We start from the raw sequence: 19,393 nt of genomic DNA, 5'->3' as shown, positions 1-19,393 counted from the left end.
CCCGCGGAGCGGGTACCATATCGCTGCGCGATATGAAAGCGAACACCCGTGCTGCGCACGGGTGTTGCGCTCCCGCTCCGCGGGAGCGCCAGCGGGACGCTGCGCGTCCCGCGCAATCCGCATGCTGCGCATGCGGATTGATGCTCCGTCCGCTGCGCTCCCGGAGCTTGCTTGTGAGGGCTACGCCCTCACAAGAGTCTTCCGCTTTGCTCCAGACTCCGGGCAGGTCCGCTGCGCTCCCCCGCCCGGCGGTTCTTCCGGGCTTCGCCTTCGGAACCGGCTCCCTCCGCTTCGCTTCAGGAGCAAAAAATAGCGCCAGCAAGAGGAGCGGGTGTGGGGTGGAGGCCGGCTCAGGAATGTGAGTGATGGTCTGTCAGGCGTGACACAGTGCCGGGCGGTGAAGTCGCCTCTCTAGTATGCTTCAAAGTGAAGCTGAGATCCAAACTTGCCTCAGCATCCCCCACCGGATGACACCCGTGACGCGCCACCGGAACGTCACCACGATTGCGTCATCAACGACAGTAGAGCCCGCAAAGGAGCGGCAGCGTGCCGAAGACTCTCCGTCCCCACCAGCGCGAGGCCGTCGACGCGGTGCTGCGCGCGCTCGAACTGCCGGTGCGGTCGGCTGTGCCCGAGCGGGGGTTGCGGACGCAGGTGGTTATGGCGACCGGCTCGGGCAAGACTCTGGTGGCCGTGCGCAGCGCGGAGGAGCTGGGGGCGGGCCGGGTGCTGGTGCTGGTGCCCTCGCTGGACCTGCTCACGCAGACCCAGGCCGAGTGGCATGAGGGAGGCCGTAAGGGGCTGATGATCGGGGTGTCGTCGCTGCGCGGGGATCAGGCGGTCTTCCCGAACACCACGGCGGTGGAGGAGCTGGTCGACTGGGTTCGGCCGTTCGAGAAGGTGACGGTGTTCGCCACGTACGCCTCGCTCGGGCTCGGCACGCTGGAGCGGGCGCACGAGGACGGCCTTCCGGGCTGGGACCTGGTCGTCGTGGACGAGTCGCACCGGACCTCGGGGCGGATCGGCAAGCCCTGGGCGGTCGTGCACGACAACACTCGTATCCCCGCACTGCGGCGGCTGTACATGACGGCCACGCCGAGGCTGTGGCAGCTGGACGACGAGACCGAGCCGGGGGTAGCCGGTGAGCTGGTCGCGTCGATGGAGGATGATCCGGACGGGCCGTTCGGCAGCAGGTGCTACACCCTGACGTTGTCCGAGGCGATCAACTGGGGCATCTGTGCGCCGTACCAGGTGGTGTGCGTGGACATCACCGACACCCAGCTGCAGGCCACGCGGGTTCTGGGCGTCGAAGGCCGGTCGGATGAGGTGCGCGGGGCGCGGCTCGCGGCTCTTCAGACGGCGCTGGTGAAGGCGTCGGCCGAGGAGTCCTTCGGCAGGACGCTGGTCTTCCACCATCTGGTCAGGGAGGCCGAGGCGTTCGCGGCCGGCCTGCCCGACGTCGCCGCACAGCTGCATGCGGACGACCCGGAGCTGTACCCGAGCGCGGTCTGGGCCGACTGGCTCTGTGGCGATCACCCACCGGCCCACCGGCGCCGCGTGCTGGACGAGTTCGCTGGCGGCACGAACACGGCCAGGCGCTTCCTGGGATCGGCGAAGGTCCTGGGCGAAGGCGTCGATATCCAGAACTGCGACAGCGTGTACTTCGCCGACGTCCGCGGCTCCATGCCCGACCTGGTCCAGGCCGTCGGCCGCGCCCTGCGCATCCAGCCAGGTGAGGGCAAGGTCGCCTCACTGGTGGTACCGATCCTGCTCGGGCCCGGGGAAACGGCGGACAACATGCTCACCAGCCGGGCGTACGGCGGGCTCGCCAAGCTCCTGGAAGCCCTCAGGGCGCATGACACCCGCATCGTGGAGGCATTGGCCGTGCCACAGGCCCCCAGCCGCTCCAAGGGCGTCCAGAGCCGCACAGGAGGCCAGGACGCAGAGCACGCCGAGGGCGAAGACGGCATCCTTGTCTCGGTGCCGGCGCGGGCGCTGCTGAAGTTCAGCACCCCGCGCGATGCGGCCGCGCTCGCGGCATTCATCAGCCTGCGCGTCCTCAACCCCGAGAAGGAGCACTGGCGGCGGGGTGTGGAGGCGGCCGTCATCTACACCCGGCTCCACGGCGGCCTGAAGATCCCGTTCACGTACCGCGTACCCGACAGCCGGGAGCAGGAAGCCGATCACAAGGGCAAAGGCCAGCGCGGCGCGGGTGAGGGGGCGCGGCAGGTGTGGCCGGCCTCGCTCGCAGGCTTCCCGCTCGGCCAGTGGATCGCCGACGCCCGCCACCGACACGCCCGCGGCCGCCTGGACACCGAACGTGCCCGGCAGCTGGAGCAGCTGGGCATGGTCTGGTCGCACCGTGACGTCGCGTGGGAGGAAGGACTCACCGCGGCGCGCGGGTGGGCGAAGGAGAACGGGCACCTCCTGGCACCGCTCGACGCCGTCCACCGGGGCCACAAGGCCGGCATCTGGCTGAAGAACGCGCGAGCCGACGCCCGCGCCGGGACGCTGGCCCCGGAGCGGCGCGAGCAGCTGGAGGACATCGACCCGTCCTGGTGCCCCGCCTGGCCCGTTCAATGGCAGCGCGCCTTCCGTCTCGTCCGCCAGCACCTTCAGGTCCGCGGCGTGCTGCCGACCGCGCCGGGCGAGGTCGTGCATCAGGGCGAGGACCTCGGGCGATGGGTCCGGGCACAACGCCTTGGATGGGACAAGCTCACCGGCGGGCAGCAGTGGATGTGCGAGCAGATCCTCGGGATCGAACCGGCGGCCGAGGACGAGAAGCCGAAGCCACGCCGCACGCAGGGCGACAAGTGGGCGCTGAACTACGCCGCCGCCCGCCAGTTCTACGAACGAGAGGGCCACCTTCGGGTGCCCAGGGGACACGTCGAGCGGATCGCCACCGGCGACGACGGCCAGGGCCAGGAGGAACAAGACCTCAAACTGGGGTCATGGATCAGCAACCAGCGCAGCAGAGCCGCCACGCTCTCCCCCGAGCGGGTCGAGCAGCTGTCGGCGATCGGAATGCGCTGGCCGTAAGCGGCACCGGACGGGCAGCGGGACATGGAAGGGCAGGGGGCTCAAACCGACCCGCCGCGTCCAGCCGAAGGCCATCACCCTCGTACCCAAAATGGTTTAGACCCGCACCCTTCGCTCTTCTCGTCATCGCTGTCGGGGAGAAGAGGTACGGATGTGTCACCTCTCAACCGCGCGCCCGGGGCCATTTGTCCCGCAGCCACGCCAGGTCGGTCTCGGCGCGGGTGCGGGTCGCCTGTTCACGGGTGAAGACGGCGTCCGTCTTGGTCAAGACCAGTACGTAGGGACGTCCCTGGCGCCGGGTGGTGTGGGAGACGGGCAGGCCGGCCTGGTCGATGCGGCTGTGGAGGTGGCGGCGTCCCTCCTTCGCGAGCGGCCACTCCATGACGTGGCGGGTACGGGAGGTGAGGAAGGCGTCCAAGTCGGGGCAGAGTCCGCAGCCAGTCCGGCATGTCCCGGCCAGGGTGAGGGACCAGTCGTCGGCCGCACGTACGGGGCGGGTGAGGGCCGCGGCGAGCCGGTCCTCACAGTGGTCTGCGAGGGTCTGAAAAGCCCGGGCGGCGGGTGCGCCATCGCGTATGGTCGTCGGCTGGCGGGCCGCTGTGCGCAGGGCGGGGAGCAGGCATTCCAGGGCGGTGTCCGGCAGGCCGCGCAGCGTGGCGGCGATAGTGTCGGCGGTCTCGGGCCCTGCCGCCTGCAGGACGCGGGCCAGAGATACGCCGAGCCCCTCCATTCCTGTGCGGCGCTCCGTCTCGCGGCCGACGCCGAGCCAGCTAGTGAGCTGCTGCTCGACTGCTTGCCAGGCACCCTCGGCCAGCGGCGAGGCCATCGCGTCCCCATCGCCGTCGGCGGCCCGCAGCGCGGTGCACAGGCCGGGCAGCGATTCGAGCCACGCCGCGCGGCCGGCCCCGGTGTACGCGCCAACCGTGCCGAACCAGCTGCTGACGGCCCCGCGGGCCCACGTCCTTCCGTACCGCGCGGCCGCTGCCGCGAGACCCGAGGCGTGCCGCTCACCCACAGTCTCCACCCCAAAAGGCGCGAGGAGCATCGTGGCAGTGTCCGCTTCCCGCAGTCCCACCGCGACGGGCAGGGCGGCGGCAAAGAGCGCCGCGGCCGCCTCACCCGAACCGTGATGCTTCCAGAACGGGGCGAGCGACCGGGCAAGCGTGCGCGCCCGGTCGAGGTCCCCGGCATCCAGGTGGCCCTGAAGTTCCCGCAGTGCGCCCTCGGAGCCGGCCTCGGCACGGGCCGTGAACGAGCGCTGCCGGGGCCACAGGACCACGGCAGCCCGCCGGTACCAGCGGTCGAGGGTGTTGCCGTAGTTGCCCATGTAGCCCTCGTACTCGGACTGGTAGGGCGTCAGGTCCTTGTTCTCGGCGGTGGCGCACACCTCGGCGTACGCAACGGGCAGGTTGATCTGCTCGCCGCCGGTGCCGTCCGGGCGGGTCCACCAGCTCAGCGTGATCTCGTCGTCGATCAGCTCGTTCAGTTCGTAGTCGGAGAAGTCGCCGCTGCGGCGGCGCTCAGCACCGGGTTCCCCGTCGGGGTCCAGGAGGCATTCACCCTCGCACTCCTCGTCCTCGCAGTCGTCATAGTGCTCGACCTCGCCGTAGTAGTCGTAGCGGTCATACGGCGCATGCGCGTCCCAGGTCTCCTTCACCTCGGCCAACGCGAGGACCGCTTCGCAGTCCGCCTCCGCGGCGGCCTGGCGGAGCAGGGCAGTGCGGGTGGCGTCGGCTCCCTTGAGGCGGTCCCAGTCCAGGCCGCGCTGGGTGTACTCGTGGTCGAGGAGGTACACGAGACGGTTCGGGGGCGCGGCCTTCTGGCGGCCGTAGGCGTAGCGCTCTTCGGCCGGCTCGGTGAAGTGTTCGGTCAGGCAGTGGGCCAGATCGGCGACCAGGCCCCCGTCGTCTTCGCCAGCCGGGCGGATGCGTTCAGCGAGGAGGTTCATGGTGAGGGTGACGCGGTAGCCGGACTTGACGGGCTTGACCTCGTGCAGGCAGTCCGCGTAGAAGGCGGCGAAGGTCAGCTTATCCCGGGACGCCTGGTGGACGACGCTGCGGCCGGCGTGCGAGACGACGAGTTCGCCGCCGGTGTGGTGCGAGGGCAGCGAGACGACCAGGGTGCCCACCATGGAGTCGTCCTTCTCGGAGTCTTGGTGCGGCAGGAAGAACTGGCCCTTGCCGTAGACGAGCAGTGCGTGCGGCTCGGCACGTAGGACGACGGTGGGCGGCAGACCGAGCGCCGTGCGGACACCGTCGAGGACGCCGTCCAGGGTGCGGTCCCAGTCAGTGCCGCCGAGCGTGATGCGGTCCGGAGTGATCTCCCAGGTGTCGCGGACGCTGGTGTCGGACAGGGTCTGCTCGCCACGACCGAAGGATGCCTGCCGGGCTTGCGCGATCAGTTTCTTGGTGACCGGGGCACGCAGCGGCAGCGGCAGTTCCCCCACCCCGTCGACCTCGATGCGCAGCGCGCGGGCCGACATCTCGATACGGGTGCTGAAGTCCCCGCGCCGCTGCGCGTCGTCGAGCAGCTCCGCCAGCTGCTTCCGCGCTCCGTGTCCCATACTGTTTCGTCCCCAGGGGTGCAGCGTGCCGTATGGCCTGTCCCGGAAACCCTAACGCCGCGGGCAGTCCTTGTTCCCGGGCTGTTGGTCATGCGGCGAGGGTGAGTATGTCGCGGTAGCGGATGGTGTGAACCGTAGGTGATCGCGTTGCTGGTGGTAGCGCCAGTAGGCGTCGAAGTCGCTGTCCACGGACAGTGGGACGTCCGGGTGAGCGGACAGTTGATCTCCTTGTATGCGGACAGCTCATTTCCTTGTCCGGTATGACTTTTCACCCCTCGGACGGCGGTCAGTTGGACGGGGTGAGAGGCTGGACGCCCTGACCGCGGCCACCACAGACATCAACAGCCTCACCACCCGGCGCCACCGCACCCGCCGCTCCCCCTCACGTACCCAACACATGACCACGTGCCCAGACGTGCCTGCACCCGGCCGAACTGTCCGAGCAGCACGCCCCGTACCTGGGTCAGTGACACCGGATACGCGCCCCGGCCACAAGACGCGGGCGTCGGCGCCCGTGCAGAGCACCAGATCAACCATGCTGGGCGGCACGTGGAGCACATCTGTATCGGATGACCATGGCTGCTGTCAGTCTTATGCCGATTCACGTCAGTAGGGTGCCGAAGGGCTGCGATACCTGGGACCTGGAGGGCAGTTCATGCCGTCCGGTTCTCGTGGGAAGGGCCATGATGCAGGGAAGGCGTGATGGTGATCGCGAAGGCGGTCCGGTGGCCCTGTTCCCGCCAACGTCGGGCCGGGCGGCGGCAATGCCCCGGCTGCTGGACCTCGACAGCCGCGGTGAGCTGAGCGCCGCGCATGTGCGCCTGGTGGCAAAGGCGTTGGGGAAGTCGGAGCGGACAGTGTGGCGGTGGCTGGCCGCTGCCCGCAAGGATCACCGCCTCGCACGGGTGGAGGCGCCCCATTTCACGGTCACCACCGAAGTCCGGCGGCTGCTGGCGCTGTGGGGCGGTAATGCCTCCCGAGTCCACGCCGAGCTGGTACAGCGGGCGGCCGACGATCCGAACGCTCCCGCGGTGCCCTCGCTCTCCACGTTGCACCGGGCGATCCGCCGGGACCTGACCCGCGGCGAGCGGGCCGGGCTGAAGAGTGGGGAAGCCGCCCGCCGTGCTCACGACGTGTTCGGGCAGCGCCCACCAACGCATCGCAACGCGGCGTGGGAGGGCGACCACAAGCACGTGCCCGTCGAAGTCGATGTGGAAGGTGAGCTGGCCACACCGTGGGTGACCTGGTTCATCGACTGCGCCACCAAGGCGATCACCGGGGCCGCGGTCACCGCGCACGCTCCGAGCCGGGACGCAGTACTGGCGTCCCTGCGGATCGCGATCACCCGCAGCGAGCCGTTCGGACCGGTGGGCGGCCTGCCCGGTCAGATCCGGGTCGATCGCGGCAAGGAGTTCCTGTGCCAGACGGTCACCGCGGCGATGGGCGCGCTCGCCGTCCCCGTCACCGACCTGCCCGCCTACAGCCCGCATCTCAAGGGCACGATCGAGGCGCTGAACGACGCGGTGGAAGAGATGTTCCTCGTCTCACTCCCCCGCTACACCGGCCGCCAGAAACTCAACCGCGGCCGACTCGCCGACCCCGACGCCCCACCGCTCACCTACGAGGCGTTCGTGGGACTACTGCTGGACTGGGCGTGCTGGTGGAACACCCGCCACCATCCGTCCGCGCTGAACGGGAGGACCCCCATCCAGGCGTGGCAGGCCGACGCGACCCCGCTCACGGACGTGTCCGCGGGGCAGCTGGCGACGTTCGCCCTGGAGGACGACGGCCGTACGTACACGATCAGTACCAGCGGGGTGCGGTGGCGCCGCCGCGACTACCTCGCCCCGTGGATGAACGGCCGTACCGGCACGAAGGTCTCGGTACGCCACCTGCCCCATCACGACGACACCATCGAGGTCTTCGACGCCGCGACCGGCCGCCATCTCGGGTCGGCGTTCCTGGCCGCTGCGGCGAGCCGGGAGCAGATCCGCTCCGTCCAGGCCGCACGGACCGCGGCCGCCCGGCGGCTCAAGGCCGATCTGAAGGCCGCGGAGAAGCTGCGCCGCCGGCGCTTCGAAGCCTCCACCACCGCCGCCCCGCCCAGGCCACTCACCTCTTCGACCTCCGCACAGGCCGAAGAGGAACTGGGCGCGGCGGCGCAGACGGACCGCCGTGCGCTAGCCCGCCCCGACTTGGTTCCGCACGGCCCCGCACCCGATACCTGGGCCCGCCCCAGGACGGCGCGCATACCCACCCCTGATGAGGACCAAGCTGATGATCGCTGACCTGGACTACGGGCTGCTGCCCGACGAGAGCGAAGACCACTTCCTGGGCCTGGAACAGGCCCAGTTGGTCGGCACCGACACACTGCTGACCACCCGGGACAACATCGAGGCCGTCATCGAGGCCAAGGCCATGATGTGCGTCTACGGGCCGGCCGGATCCGGCAAGACGATGTCAGTGAACTCCGCGCTGCGCCACCTCGCCCCGGACATCACCCACCGCCTGGAACTACGGGCCGGACCGACCCCGCGCGACATCCGACACGGTCTCTTCCAGGCGCTCGGGCTCCCGGGTGAGCCGCCAACCCGCCCGATCGAGTTCGACACCCTCCTCAAGGAAGCACTCGCCGAGGAGTTCCGGGTCCTGGTCTGCGACGAGGCGCAGTGGATGAAGAAGACCGGGTTCGAGTTCTGGCGCCACCTGTGGGACGACAAACGCACCAACATCGCCGTGATCTTCGCCGGAGGCGACGGCTGCTACAAGGTCCTGCGCCGCGAACCCATGCTCGCCTCCCGGATCTTCATCTGGCAGGAGTTCACCCGCATGTCCAAAGACGAGGTACGGGCCACGATCCCCGCCTTCCACCCCATCTGGGCAGACGTCGACACCGCACTGATCGACGCGATCGACAAACAGGCCGCCCACGGCAGCTTCCGCAACTGGGCCAACATCACCACCCACATCCTCTCCGGCATGAAGAAACTCGGCCTCAAACAGGTCGACGAAGACCTCGTACGCTGGGTCTACAGCAAGATCGGCGGCATGTAGTGACGGCCGGCGGCCTCCCATCCGTCACCGTCCTCGTCGACAAAGACGACCACCCCGCCTGGACGGCCGCCGCTCATGCCGCACACGAACCTGCCCTGGGTCGCCTGACCCTCGACCCCAGCCCCGCCAACGGCGCACCCGCCGCCCTCGCCCACGACCTGCTCTACGCCCTGGGCAAACGCCTCCCCCAGGGCGGAGGAACCTACGGAACCTGGGCCGACTCCCAACGCCCCGCCTGGGACGCCGTCGCCACCTGGATCCTCACCCACCACATCCGGCATCTCATCGTCTGCCGCACCGACCGCCTCACACACGCACGCCAGGAACAACTACTCACCCTGCGCAAACACTGCGGTATCCACCTCACCCTCCTGTGGCACCGGCCCGCCGGCCCAGCCCTGAGAACGCTCCTCGAACAGACCCCGCACCACATCATCGACACCCTCCCCCAGGCCCGTGCGGTCCTGGACCACACGGGCCACCCACCGGACGACACGCACAGCACCGGCCAGCAAGCGACCACCGGACCTGCCTCCAGCCCGGACGACGCACAGTGGATCACCTCCCCGGCATGGCCGGACGGCGTGGTGACAGACCGTCCGAAACGCGCCCGGTGCCAAGGCGCGCCCGAGCTCACTTCCACGAAGACCGGCGCACCACCCGCACGAGGACAGAGCCGCACACCACCAGACGTCCTCGCCGCCCGGCTGAACACCGTGGCGCACCCCCTGCACGCGACAGCCCTGACCATCCACGCGGTCACCGGGGCAGACATCAGCCGACTCGCGCTCATCTGCGGCATCGACATCAACGAAACAGCGACCGCCGTCAAAGTCCACGACAGCACCGCCCACCGCCGATGCCGGCTCTACCCCCTCCCCGCCTGGGCGCGGCCCCTGATACGCGCGGCCGGCATCCACGGACAGCTCAAGGACCGTGCACCGAACAGCCCACTCTTCCCCCTCATCACCGCCCGAGACGGCGAACAACTCCGCCTCACCGCAACAGGAATCCGCTACACACTCGGCCACCACCGGTAGAAGGCGACATGCCCCGCCTCCCACAGCCCCCGACACCCGGCCCATCGCCGACACACTCATGACCAGCGGCAACGCGCTCCCCGCTGTACCAACCGGCAACCAACCGACCTGCTCAGACACCAAAAACGTCAGCACCAAATCGGCATCCATGTCACCACCCGAAACCCGCACGGCAACGAACCGACCTGCACAATGCCCATATCTCCCGCACTGACATCACGATGCCGAACCACCACCGACAGAACCCCGCAGATCATCACTCCCCGGGTGCCCCTGCGGCGGCCTTCACCTCGACCAGGCACGTGGCCCCGTTCAGCACGGCGAGCAGGTCTGCCGACAGGGTGTCTCCCAGCTCCTCGTCCAGATCGGTGACGGCGAAGCCGGCGGCACGCAGCACCACGGCTACCGCGTCTTCCAGCTCGCTGCCGCTGCCGTAGAGCAGACCGTTCCGTACGGGTTCGGCCTCCTGCCTCGCCTGCTCCAGGTCGTCTTTCAGGCGGGCCTTGTCCTCCAGGTAGCGGCGCTCCAGCTCCTCAAGGGCACTGCGTGCCTGCGTCTCGGCGGGGGTTTCCAGGGCGGGGTCGAGATGGTGGCGTGAGCGGACGCGGCGCAGTGCGGCAGGTACGTGTTCGGGCAGGGAGCGCTGGACGAGCCAGTCGACGATCTGATTCCAGTCGACCCCGTCAGGGATGATGTACCAGATCTGCTGACCGTCGGGGGATGTCCAGCGTGCGACGACGGGCTCGCCCAGGCTGTCGACGAGGATCGGCGCCAGCTCGCCTTCGGGCTCGCGAACCATGGTCCCCCGTGAGCCCGCTACGGTGCTCGCCTGCAGGGTCATCGCCCACCAGGGGACGCTGGACGGGCGGTTGCGGAGTCTCAGTCCAAGGTCGTGATCAACCCTGTCCAGACCGGGAACCAGAGAGACCTCCGCCCCCGCGAGCAGCCGCTTGCCGACAACCGCGCCGGTGAAGTTGCGGAAGTCCACGCGGCCGCCGGGCGGGCCGAAGACCGACCGCACGGGGACATCATCGTTGTCCGCCGTGCCCATCGTCGCGATGATGAGCGCGGGCTCGCCGCGCGAGGCCGCCCCGGACAGGAACCTGTCGAACTCGTCGGCGCCGTTGCCGGAAAAGTGGCTCGGGTTGATGGCGACGGCGCAGGTGCTGGTGTCCATGTCGAGCCAGCGCGGCTCGGCCCCATGCTTGGCCCAGGAGATGCCCGCGTACTTGGCCGAGGCCGCGAAGAGGCCACGTACGTAGTCGTTGGCTCGCGGATCGAGCTCTTCCATCTGGGCGGGGTCGCGGACAGCGATGTGTATGGGGACGAGTCCGTTGGGACCCGAGGTGTGCGCAGCCATGCCCGAACCGTAGCGGGCCGGTGTGACAATGCCGCCGACAGAACACAGCCCTGCTCGCGCCGGAGGTACGAGGCCGGTAGCCGTTGGCCGAGTGGGGACCTGCCAGCACGTCCAGCGGCAAGGGAAGGGGCCTGGTCTCTGGCGGCCGCGTTGTCGGCGGCCGACGATGTCCTGGAGGATCACTACGGGGGTGGGTATGGAGCTGACGGCGTTCTTCAGCAGCGGTGACGGATGGGCGCAGCCCTGGGTGCTCGATATCGAACTGGTCGAATCCCTACGGTTCGGTCCGCCTGCCGGGCACACCGACCTGGACGTGGCAATCGCGCTGACCCGGCTGCTTCACCACGACTTCGTCTCCTACGGCACCGACGACCAGGGTCGGCATCTGGACGACGAGAGCGTGCCCCTGGTCATCAAGGCGCACCGCGCCGTCCTGGAGCGCCTGGCCCTCAAGCCGCCCGTCTGGCCGTTTCGTACCTTCGACGGGCCGCGCGGGTTCGGCAGCTACTGGCGCGCCAACGATATGAGCGGCAGTTGGAAGGCGCGGCGGGACTGCATCGAGCAGATCCTCGGCCCCACGCGGGACGCGCTGGAGGACCTGCAGGAGCTGGAGTACGAACGGCGTTTCACCAAGGGGCCGTCGGGCAGCTTCAAGAACCTGATCTTCGCCGCCGACGGGGTCAAGCCGGAGATCGTGCTGCGGGACGCGGTGAACAACGAGGTCGAGATCGTCCGTCACGCCGACACGTGCCTGGTGTTCACCGACCCGCTGCCCCCTCACGGGCTCACCTGGCGGCAGATGGCCGCCTGGTGGCAGAAGAACCACCAGCCGGGCGCCGACGAGAAGACGGCCGCCGAGGGGCTGTACCGGCGTCTGTACCGGTCGCTGGACTCGAAGCCCGAGCAGCTCCTCATGATCACCTACTGTGCCCGGTACGCCGAGGAAGGAGGTTTCGACCTGCCCGCGCTGATCCCCCAGGTCTACCTGCACTACGACCCCTACACGCGCAAGAGCGGCAAGCAGTCCGGCGCGTTGTACCGGCAGCGGATGGACTTCCTGCTCTTGGCCCGGACCGCTCCCGCATCGTCATCGAGGTCGACGGAGTACAGCACTACGGCCGGCCCAACCCGCCCGACGAGCAAGGGCGCATCACGCATACCGCGGTTCCGCGGCTGTACGCGGAGATGGTCGCCGAGGACCGTCGGCTGAGGCTCGCCGGATATGAGATCTACCGCTTCGGCGGCTGGGAACTCACCGCTCCGGGCGGCAGGCAGCTGTTGGAGTCCTTCTTCACCAGTCTCCTCGCACGGCACCAGAAGCCGGCTCTGTGACGCGGCCTGCCGCAGTGAAGCTGCCCTTCGAGGGGACGTGTACGGTCGCCAAGATGAATCGAGATGCAGCCTCCGATCCGCGTCGGCTCGGCGTGCCCAGGGAAGTGGTGGACGAGGGTGCGCGTACGCTGCGCCATGCCGTCGAGTCACTCGACGCCTTCGTCGGGAGTCTCACCGAAGGCACCGCGGTCGAGGGGATGTCGCCCGCCGATGCGGGCTGGGTCAGTTCCTCACATCACCGGCACCGCACAGCACGTTCCCGGTTGTGGGCGTGGGCGAGCTGGAGCACTCAGCTCACTCTCGGGAACATCGTCGATCATGTCCAGGCGATCGAGCGGACTCTGGTGGGCGAGCCCGTGGCCATATGGTCGCTCGTCTCGCTCTCCCGCGTCGTGCAGGAGGGCGCCATCCGCGTGTGCCATCTCTACGAGCCCGGACTCAGCCCCGAGCAGCGTGCGGTGCGCATCGCCGCCGCGTGGCTCAACGGCGCCCGGCAGCATCAGGTCGCGGCCAAGGACGTCGGCGTGCAGGCGGTCCCGGAAGCGGAGAAGATCTGGCAGTTGGCCGAGCGGACCGTCCAGCGCGCCGGAATGAGCATCGGCCTGGACAAGCGGGGTCACCCGAGCTCGGCCGTGCTGGGGGCGGTCAAGGCGCCCTTCAAGGTGGACCTCACCAACATCGCCGCGAAGCGGCCCACACATCTTCCTGCCTGGTACCGCATATCCTCCGCGGCCTCCCACAGCACCGTGTGGATGGTCGCCCAGGCCTTCGCCTCCGACGAGGACGACCAACCGGTCATGCGAGCCGACCCGGAGATCGTCACCGCGGCGGTGCTGGCCGTTCTGGGTGCGTTCGAGGACTTGGTGCAGACGCTGGGGGACTACTACGGCAAGGACCCGCACCAAGCGCTTCTGACCGTCCGCCGGCGCACCGTGGCGGTCCTCGACCGTCAGCGGAAGTGGCGGCAGCAAGCGCAGGACGATGCACGCCTCCTACTCGGCGAAAGCGGCACGTGATCCCCTCGTGCGCCGTACCGTCTTCGCCGCCCCGCTGGTATCGATCCTGGTCGCGTGGGCCTGGCTCTGAGGAGATGGTCAGGGCCAGGCCGTTGGCGGGGAGGCCCTCAGAGGGAGACGAAGCGGCAGTGTTCCGGCTCCAGCTCGAGTTCGATCGCGGGTCCCGGGCCAGTCACTCGGCGCAGAATCGCTGCGGAAGGGTAGAGGGTGGTGCCCCATCTGCCCTGGGCGCCTGGCCGGTCCAGGACGAGGACCCGGTCGCTGTAGTCGGCCATGCCGGCCGGCAGGTGCGCGGCGGTGACCGGGACGTCAGGGTCGTCCGGGTCTTCGGTGACGACCTGCGAAGTGACCAGGACGGCCAAGTTGTATGCGCGGGCCAGGGACCGGAGTTCTGCCATGGTCGCGGCCGTGTCGCGCCCCTGGTCGGTAAAGTCGCTGAAGTGCCAGAGGGAGTCGACGACCCACAGCCTGAGCGTGAAGCCTCTGCGGGCTGCGGCCAGCAGACCGGCTCGAAGGCTGTCGCGCGCGCTGGTACCCACTCGCGCGCCGTGCCGGAGCAGAGGGGTGGCGTCGAGTTCGGGCACTGCGGTGGCCTTGAACGTCTCCCAGCCGCCGGGAGGGACCTGCGAACGTACGTCGAAACCGTATCGGGCGGCGATGACCTTCTGGGCCAGGGCCTTGCTGGTGATCTCCCCGGAGGTGAACAGGGCGCCGATGGGCTGCTGTGCGTTGTGCAGGGCGACGTTCAGCGCCAGGGTGGAGCGGCCGGCCGTCGGCAGTGACACCAGTGCCGTCACCGTCCTCGGGGCAAGGGATGCCAGCGCGGCGGCGTCCGCGCCCCACGGCCAGAGGCACCGCGACGGCGCGGGGGGTTGTGTCGTGGGCTGAGGGCTGGTGGGGGGTGTTGTCCGGACGGCGCTCACAGTGGTGGCTTCGCGGGTCAGGAGGTCGACGGCCGCTGCTCGCCCCTGGGCGTCGAGGGGGGGGTGGGCAGGCAGCCGGCGGCTGCGGCTTGCCTGACGCGGCGCAGTGCTTCCTGGTAGCCGCATCCCACGGCGGCGTTCAGATCCCTGGCGATGCGCTGCTGGTGGGTGATGTTCCGAGTCATGACAGCTCCTGCGCGCTGGCTGTGCCGTCCCACCCCGGCGTGCCAGGTGCGCGGGACATCACGGTCACGTCTGCGGGCACCGCTGTTCACGCCTTCCGAGCGGCCGCTCAGGTTCGCCTTCGGCCAGAGGTGGGTCTGAGCCGTGGCACGCGCAGACGAAGCACGTGCCGTAGAGGATAGCCAGTTGCCTCAGGTGGCCGAAAGGGCCGGTTCACGCCACCGGCGGGCCCGTTGCCGGGGCCCGTGACCGATATGGTGTTCAGCTCGCTGGGGACCAAGGAGCGTGGCACTCGCCGGTGTAGAAGGCGAGGAGTTGCGAGCCGTCGTTCAGGACGCTGCGGAAGATCACCGGGTCCGGCCGTCCTACGTGTTCGACCATCTGAGCGTGGACCGGGTCCGCCGGTAGACGCGCCGCCCCTCGCCGCCCCAGCCCTGACGGTGCCGCCAGGGCTGGGGAGACGACGGGGCGACCGGAGCCGCTCCGGTCCGCATCTGCGGTCATCGCGTCCGTCGCCGCAGGAGGATCTTGAGCGTCTCGCGGGCGTCCCTGCGCCGCTCGGGGCTCCGCGAGACAACCGAGACAGCCGCGACCGAGGCCACGCTGGCGGTGTAGAGGGCGCCGGTAAGAGCAGCGAGGACGGCGGTCTCAGTGAGCAGAGTCGGCAGCGTGGACATGGTTGAGGTGCCTCCAGGGTTGAGTCCGGGTCGGTCCGCCGCCCGGGCACCTCCATCAGGCCACGGCGCAGGGCGCAGTAGGTTCAGGGCTGAAGAAACCGGAAGAAACCTGAAGGAACGAAGTCGAAGGGGGTCTCGATGGCGAAGGCGGCGGGGGGCGGGGCTTCGCCTAAGGAGGCCGCCAAGCAGGAGTTGGGCGCCACGCTGCGCTCGGCTATGACCGAGCGGGGGTGGCGGCAGGCAGACCTTTCCCGAAAGTCGGGCGTGGGGGAAACCACCATCTCCTCGATCCTCAACGGTGTCTCTGCCGGTAGCAGCGTGAACTTCAACGCGATCCTGGACTCTCTCTACCCGCTCGCGATGGCACAGGCACCCGGCAGACACTTGCGTCAGGAGGAGGGGGAGCAACGGGAGCTCCGGCGAAAGATTCAAGGCGTGTGGGAGGCTGCAAGTCGGCGGGAGCCTCGTTCTCGGCGGCAGATGGAACGATCAGATTTGTCACTCGATGCGTCTGGAACTGCTGGCCGACCAGCCGTGCGGGCAGGAGTCTCGGCAGCCGAGGCCGCCGAACGCGCTGCCGTAGCGGCTGAGCGCTTCCAGGCACAGCGGGAGGTCGTGGATGTCTTCGACAGGGCCGTCACCGGTGTCCTGAGTGACGCCCGGGAAGCCTATGAAGCCCGGGTGGGGTTGCCGGAGTCCTGGCCGGACGTCGAGGACGCGCTCAACGCGCTTTGCCGCACCGGGCCGCAGGACGTGATGGCCGACGTGTTGAAGGCCGCCCGGGAGGTCCGTCTCCTTCTCATTTTGCTACCGCAGTCTGCGGCCTGCTGCGCCGCGATCCATATGCTCGACGCTGAAGATCGAGCAGCCCTCGACCAGGTCGCGCTCGCGGTCCGATGGGCTGACGGGGCTATCAACGCGCATGTACACGCTGCGGAGGAGCGGGCCCGGGAGGCGATGACGAAGGTTGACCGTATGGGGGGGCGGCTTCTTCTGGGTGCATTTGCAAGAGGGGGAGCTCCTTGAGGCCATGCGGCCGCGGTACCAGAGGGCGATCGCAGCGGCGGACGTAGCGTTGCGGGAGTTTCGTTCCCTGGTCAGCCGCCGCCTGTTCGCACCGTACCCAGCGGACTCGGAGTAGCTGCGGCGCGTACAGCACGATCCCGGACGAGCTGCCGGTCGGCCCGCGGTCTCAGCACTCGCCCCAGGGGTCAGCCGAAGGCGGGGACGGGGTTCTCATCCGTCCAGTCGCCGTCGAAGAGGGCGGCGACGAGCTGCGCCTGCTCGGCTTTGATCTGACCGGCCCGCATCTTGGTGCGGGTCTTGGCGAACCAGGGGCCGATCTTGACGGTGTCGCCGTCGACGGTGATCGTCTCGCGGGCAGTGGGGGCGCGGCGTTCGCGGTGGAGGAAGAGTTCGAGGATCTGAACGGTCTGGGCGAAGGTGCGCCGCGTTGTGGGGCGGGGTGTGAGATCGCTGGTGGCGGGGGTGAGGTCCAGGGCGGCCAGGAGGCGGTGCTGGCAGGGGTCGAGGGTGCTCCAGGCGGTGAGCTGGCGGGCGGCCCAGCTGCCGAGATTGATGGTGCCAGCGTGGGTGTCGGGGGTGAGGGGCTGGCCGGTCTCCACGTGGCGGCGTACCAGGTGGTATTTGCGGTGCCAGTCCGGGCCGTACGGGAGCTGCCAGTCGGCATCGATGGCCGCCAGGTCGGCGGCGCGGGCGGTGTCGAGGCGGCCGCGTGTGGCGAGGGAGCGTTGTTCGGCGAGCCAGCCGCCGAGGGCGGTGGTGGCGGGGGCGGCCAGGTGGCCGTGCGCGTGGTGGTAGTCCGCGGTGGCTGTTAGGCGGGCGCGCCAGGCGGCGGCGTGCTTGTCCCAGATCATGCCGAGCGCGTCGAGTTCGGCGGTCCAGTCGGGTTCGAGGCGGCCGGCGGTTGCGGCGTCGCGCATGGTGGTGATGAAGCGGCCGAGTTCGAAGCCGGCCGGGTCGGTGTGGTCTGCGGGGACGTCGAGGTGACCGTAGGTGTCGTGGAACGCCTGGGCGGAGGCGAGGCCTTCACGACGGGTGCGGTTGAGGGCGCCGCGGGGGTTGAAGGCGATGAGGTCCATGGCGCGGGCGATGCGTTCGGGGTGGATCGTGTAGTCGAAGTGCCAGCGGTGCTGGATGAGGCGGCTGGTCTCGGTGGTGAGGCGGTTGGCTTTGTTGGGGAGGCGTTCGAGGATGCGGTGGTCGTGGCTGGCCAGGGCGGTGGTGATGGCCCAGACGGGTTCGTAGGGGGTGCCGAGGATGTTCTCGGGGTCGTCGCTGGGCGGGATGTAGACGGGGACGATGAGGCTGGCGGTCTTGCCGGAGACGTCTAGGCGCAGGGCTCGGCCGAGGCCTTGGACGCAGCGGGTGATGCTGCTGGTGGGGTCGGCGAAGACGACGGCGTCGACGCTGGGGATGTCGATTCCTTCGGCGATCACTTTGGCGTTGGTGAGGATCGCGCGGGGTGAGGCGGCGAAGCGGGCGAAGATGTCGGTGCGCTGTTCGGCGGTGTGATCGCCGTGGACGTGGAAGACGTCGGGGGCGAGGCCGGGGAAGCAGTCGGGGTCGGCTTTGCGGAGGCGGCGCAGGGTGTGGGGCAGTTCGCGGGTGAAGCGGATGGAGTCTTCGACGAGGTGGAAGAAGACCAGGACCCGGCGCATGGAGTGCTTGGTCATGGCGTTCAGGACGGCGAGGTGGAGTGCGGTGGTGCGCAGCGCGTCGTCGGGACCTGTGCCGGCTGCGGGCGTGCCGGGGGCGGGGAGGTTGAGGCGGGCGCGGAGCTCGGTGTCGGTGACGGCGGGGACCACGATGCGGTAATCCGCGGCCACGCCGTCAGCGATGGCCTGTGCCAGGGGGTACTCGAACACCTTTTTTCCGTAGACGGCCTCGTTGTCCATGCTGTTTGCCGCGGTATCCACGGCGGACTCGGTCACGGGGCGGGGCTGGCGGCGGGTGGTCGAGGCGGAGTCGGTGAGGTCGGGGGCGGCGAAACTGCGCGGGGTGGCGGTCATGTAGAGACGGCGCTCGGCATGGATCCGGGCCGCGTCGTTGATCACGGCCCACTTCTTGTCCGCCCGGCCGGCGATGCGGTGGGCCTCGTCCATGATCGCGAGATCGAAGGGTGGCACGGTGTAGCGGGTGTGCTGCGTCGCCTCGATCTTGTCGAGCGAGTCATAGGTGGAAATTACCGTCAGGGCCGGGAGCTGGTCTTCCCCCTCCCCCACCACCGACATGAGCGCGGCCAGCGCCTGGGGGCTGCTGGTGGAACCGACCCTGCGGGCGGCAAGCAGGCCGTGTGCGGCGGCGTCCATCGAGGACACGACCACCATGTGCTCCAGATGCCCGTCACGGCGCCATGCGAGCGCGGTCTGCGTGGCCAGATCCAGCGTCGGCACGACCACCAGAACCAGACGGGCACCGAGCTCATCCGCAGCCCTAATCGACACCAGCGTCTTACCCGTCCCCGTCGCCGCCACATACAAGGCTCGGGCGTTCGGACGGCGCAGATGCCGCACCACAGCCCGCAGACCCTGCCCCTGATCCGGACGCAGCACAGGGCGGCCGGCAGGGCGAGGGATGGCGGGCTCGACCGAGGTGACCATGCCCGCCATCATCCCGCACCGGCCCCGGCTGGAGAGGTGTGTAGGGAAAGGCGCGGCTGTTCCGGCTGCCGGTGCATTCAGCTGTGCGCCGCGACCGTGACGAGACCGGCCAGTGCGTGTGCGGACTCGGGGGTCAGGCGGTAGAAGCCCTGGAGGCTGACCGAGCGCTCCAGGCGGCCGTCCACTACGTACTTGAGATTGCGGGTCTTGCCTCGGGCGTTGCGCCAGGTGAGCGCTGGCAACTGTTCGCCCGAGATCGGGATGTCGAAGCGTACGGGTGTGGCGTCCACATGGACCGCGGTGGCGCCACAGCCGCTGGCGCCGAGCATCGACCAGTCGTCGTGCCCGGGGAACGATGGGTCACGCCACGACGTCGGGGCCGTGCCACAGCAGTCGCCGCGATCCATGTCGATCACCCGCATCCGGGACACCACGAACACCTCGCACCGGTTGACGTGCAACGCGTACACCTCGTCACCGGCGCGGGCGCCCGACCAAGTAGGCAAGGACTGGTGAACACCGGAGAAGGCAACCGGCGGCCGCTTCCCCACACGGCCCGCCGTGCGCAGGGCACGACACGTGT

15 protein-coding genes are annotated in these 19,393 nt (G+C 69.4%); 8 read left to right on the top strand and 7 right to left on the bottom strand.

The window, feature by feature from the left end:
- The first annotated feature begins 546 nt into the window (after positions 1–546).
- Complete coding sequence (locus BLT82_RS35215; protein ID WP_093662360.1) at positions 547–3,039, top strand: DEAD/DEAH box helicase; 2,493 nt, start codon at positions 547–549, stop codon at positions 3,037–3,039.
- Between the two features lie 163 nt (positions 3,040–3,202).
- On the opposite strand, the gene BLT82_RS35210 is transcribed toward BLT82_RS35215, so the two are convergent.
- Positions 3,203–5,602 carry a 2OG-Fe(II) oxygenase gene (locus tag BLT82_RS35210; protein WP_093662358.1) on the bottom strand — a complete coding sequence of 800 codons (2,400 nt, stop codon included), beginning with the start codon at positions 5,600–5,602 and terminating at the stop codon, positions 3,203–3,205.
- Between the two features lie 764 nt (positions 5,603–6,366).
- Between BLT82_RS35210 and BLT82_RS35205 the strand changes: the two genes are divergently transcribed.
- Genes BLT82_RS35205 through BLT82_RS35195 form a run of 3 tightly spaced genes read left to right on the top strand, consistent with a single transcriptional unit; the run spans position 6,367 to position 9,696 of the window.
- Positions 6,367–7,890, top strand: a complete 1,524-nt coding sequence (locus BLT82_RS35205; RefSeq protein ID WP_244529922.1) for a Mu transposase C-terminal domain-containing protein — start codon at positions 6,367–6,369, stop codon at positions 7,888–7,890.
- Positions 7,865–8,656, top strand: a complete 792-nt coding sequence (locus tag BLT82_RS35200) for an AAA family ATPase (RefSeq protein ID WP_244529919.1) — start codon at positions 7,865–7,867, stop codon at positions 8,654–8,656. The genes BLT82_RS35205 and BLT82_RS35200 overlap by 26 nt, the downstream gene beginning before the upstream one ends.
- Complete coding sequence (locus BLT82_RS35195) at positions 8,656–9,696, top strand: hypothetical protein (protein ID WP_093662354.1); 1,041 nt, start codon at positions 8,656–8,658, stop codon at positions 9,694–9,696. Before BLT82_RS35200 ends, BLT82_RS35195 begins: the two co-directional genes overlap by 1 nt.
- 256 nt (positions 9,697–9,952) lie before the next feature.
- Here BLT82_RS35195 and BLT82_RS35190 read toward each other — a convergent pair whose 3' ends face one another.
- A complete protein-coding gene (locus tag BLT82_RS35190; RefSeq protein WP_208868131.1) occupies positions 9,953–11,056 on the bottom strand; it encodes a hypothetical protein in 1,104 nt (367 codons plus the stop codon).
- A gap of 190 nt (positions 11,057–11,246) precedes the next feature.
- Between BLT82_RS35190 and BLT82_RS35185 the strand changes: the two genes are divergently transcribed.
- From BLT82_RS35185 to BLT82_RS35180, 3 genes are read left to right on the top strand one after another with little or no spacing between them, the layout of a single operon-like run.
- Entirely contained in the window at positions 11,247–12,266 is a 1,020-nt protein-coding gene (locus BLT82_RS35185) for a hypothetical protein (protein WP_244529918.1), read from the top strand.
- On the top strand, positions 12,242–12,388 hold the full coding sequence (locus tag BLT82_RS38470) for a hypothetical protein (protein WP_244529916.1): 147 nt from the start codon (positions 12,242–12,244) through the stop codon (positions 12,386–12,388). Before BLT82_RS35185 ends, BLT82_RS38470 begins: the two co-directional genes overlap by 25 nt.
- A 53-nt stretch (positions 12,389–12,441) precedes the next feature.
- Positions 12,442–13,404: a hypothetical protein gene (locus BLT82_RS35180; protein WP_143041593.1), complete on the top strand. Its 963-nt coding sequence runs from the start codon at positions 12,442–12,444 to the stop codon at positions 13,402–13,404.
- A 107-nt stretch (positions 13,405–13,511) separates the two neighbouring features.
- Here BLT82_RS35180 and BLT82_RS35175 read toward each other — a convergent pair whose 3' ends face one another.
- From BLT82_RS35175 to BLT82_RS37510, 3 genes are all read right to left on the bottom strand, one after another.
- Positions 13,512–14,189 (bottom strand): DnaB-like helicase C-terminal domain-containing protein, encoded by a 678-nt coding sequence (locus tag BLT82_RS35175; protein WP_167746190.1) that lies wholly within the window; start codon positions 14,187–14,189, stop codon positions 13,512–13,514.
- A gap of 155 nt (positions 14,190–14,344) precedes the next feature.
- Positions 14,345–14,512 (bottom strand): hypothetical protein, encoded by a 168-nt coding sequence (locus BLT82_RS37515; protein ID WP_167746189.1) that lies wholly within the window; start codon positions 14,510–14,512, stop codon positions 14,345–14,347.
- Positions 14,513–15,010: 498 nt separating this feature from the next.
- A complete protein-coding gene (locus BLT82_RS37510; RefSeq protein WP_167746188.1) occupies positions 15,011–15,187 on the bottom strand; it encodes a hypothetical protein in 177 nt (58 codons plus the stop codon).
- Between the two features lie 138 nt (positions 15,188–15,325).
- On the opposite strand from BLT82_RS37510, the gene BLT82_RS35170 reads away from it, so the two are divergent.
- On the top strand, positions 15,326–16,213 hold the full coding sequence (locus tag BLT82_RS35170; RefSeq protein WP_093662348.1) for a helix-turn-helix domain-containing protein: 888 nt from the start codon (positions 15,326–15,328) through the stop codon (positions 16,211–16,213).
- 185 nt (positions 16,214–16,398) lie between these two features.
- Here BLT82_RS35170 and BLT82_RS35165 read toward each other — a convergent pair whose 3' ends face one another.
- Together BLT82_RS35165 and BLT82_RS35160 are read right to left on the bottom strand one after the other, a co-directional pair.
- Positions 16,399–18,810 carry a DEAD/DEAH box helicase gene (locus BLT82_RS35165; protein ID WP_208868130.1) on the bottom strand — a complete coding sequence of 804 codons (2,412 nt, stop codon included), beginning with the start codon at positions 18,808–18,810 and terminating at the stop codon, positions 16,399–16,401.
- 77 nt (positions 18,811–18,887) lie between these two features.
- Positions 18,888–19,316, bottom strand: a complete 429-nt coding sequence (locus BLT82_RS35160; protein ID WP_244529914.1) for a hypothetical protein — start codon at positions 19,314–19,316, stop codon at positions 18,888–18,890.
- Positions 19,317–19,393 lie beyond the last annotated feature (77 nt).

It is taken from the genome of Streptomyces wuyuanensis, assembly GCF_900103455.1.
Classification (GTDB): Bacteria; Actinomycetota; Actinomycetes; order Streptomycetales; family Streptomycetaceae; genus Streptomyces; species Streptomyces wuyuanensis.
Note: the sequence above shows the minus strand (reverse complement) of the source record. Positions and strands in the feature narration are given on the sequence as shown.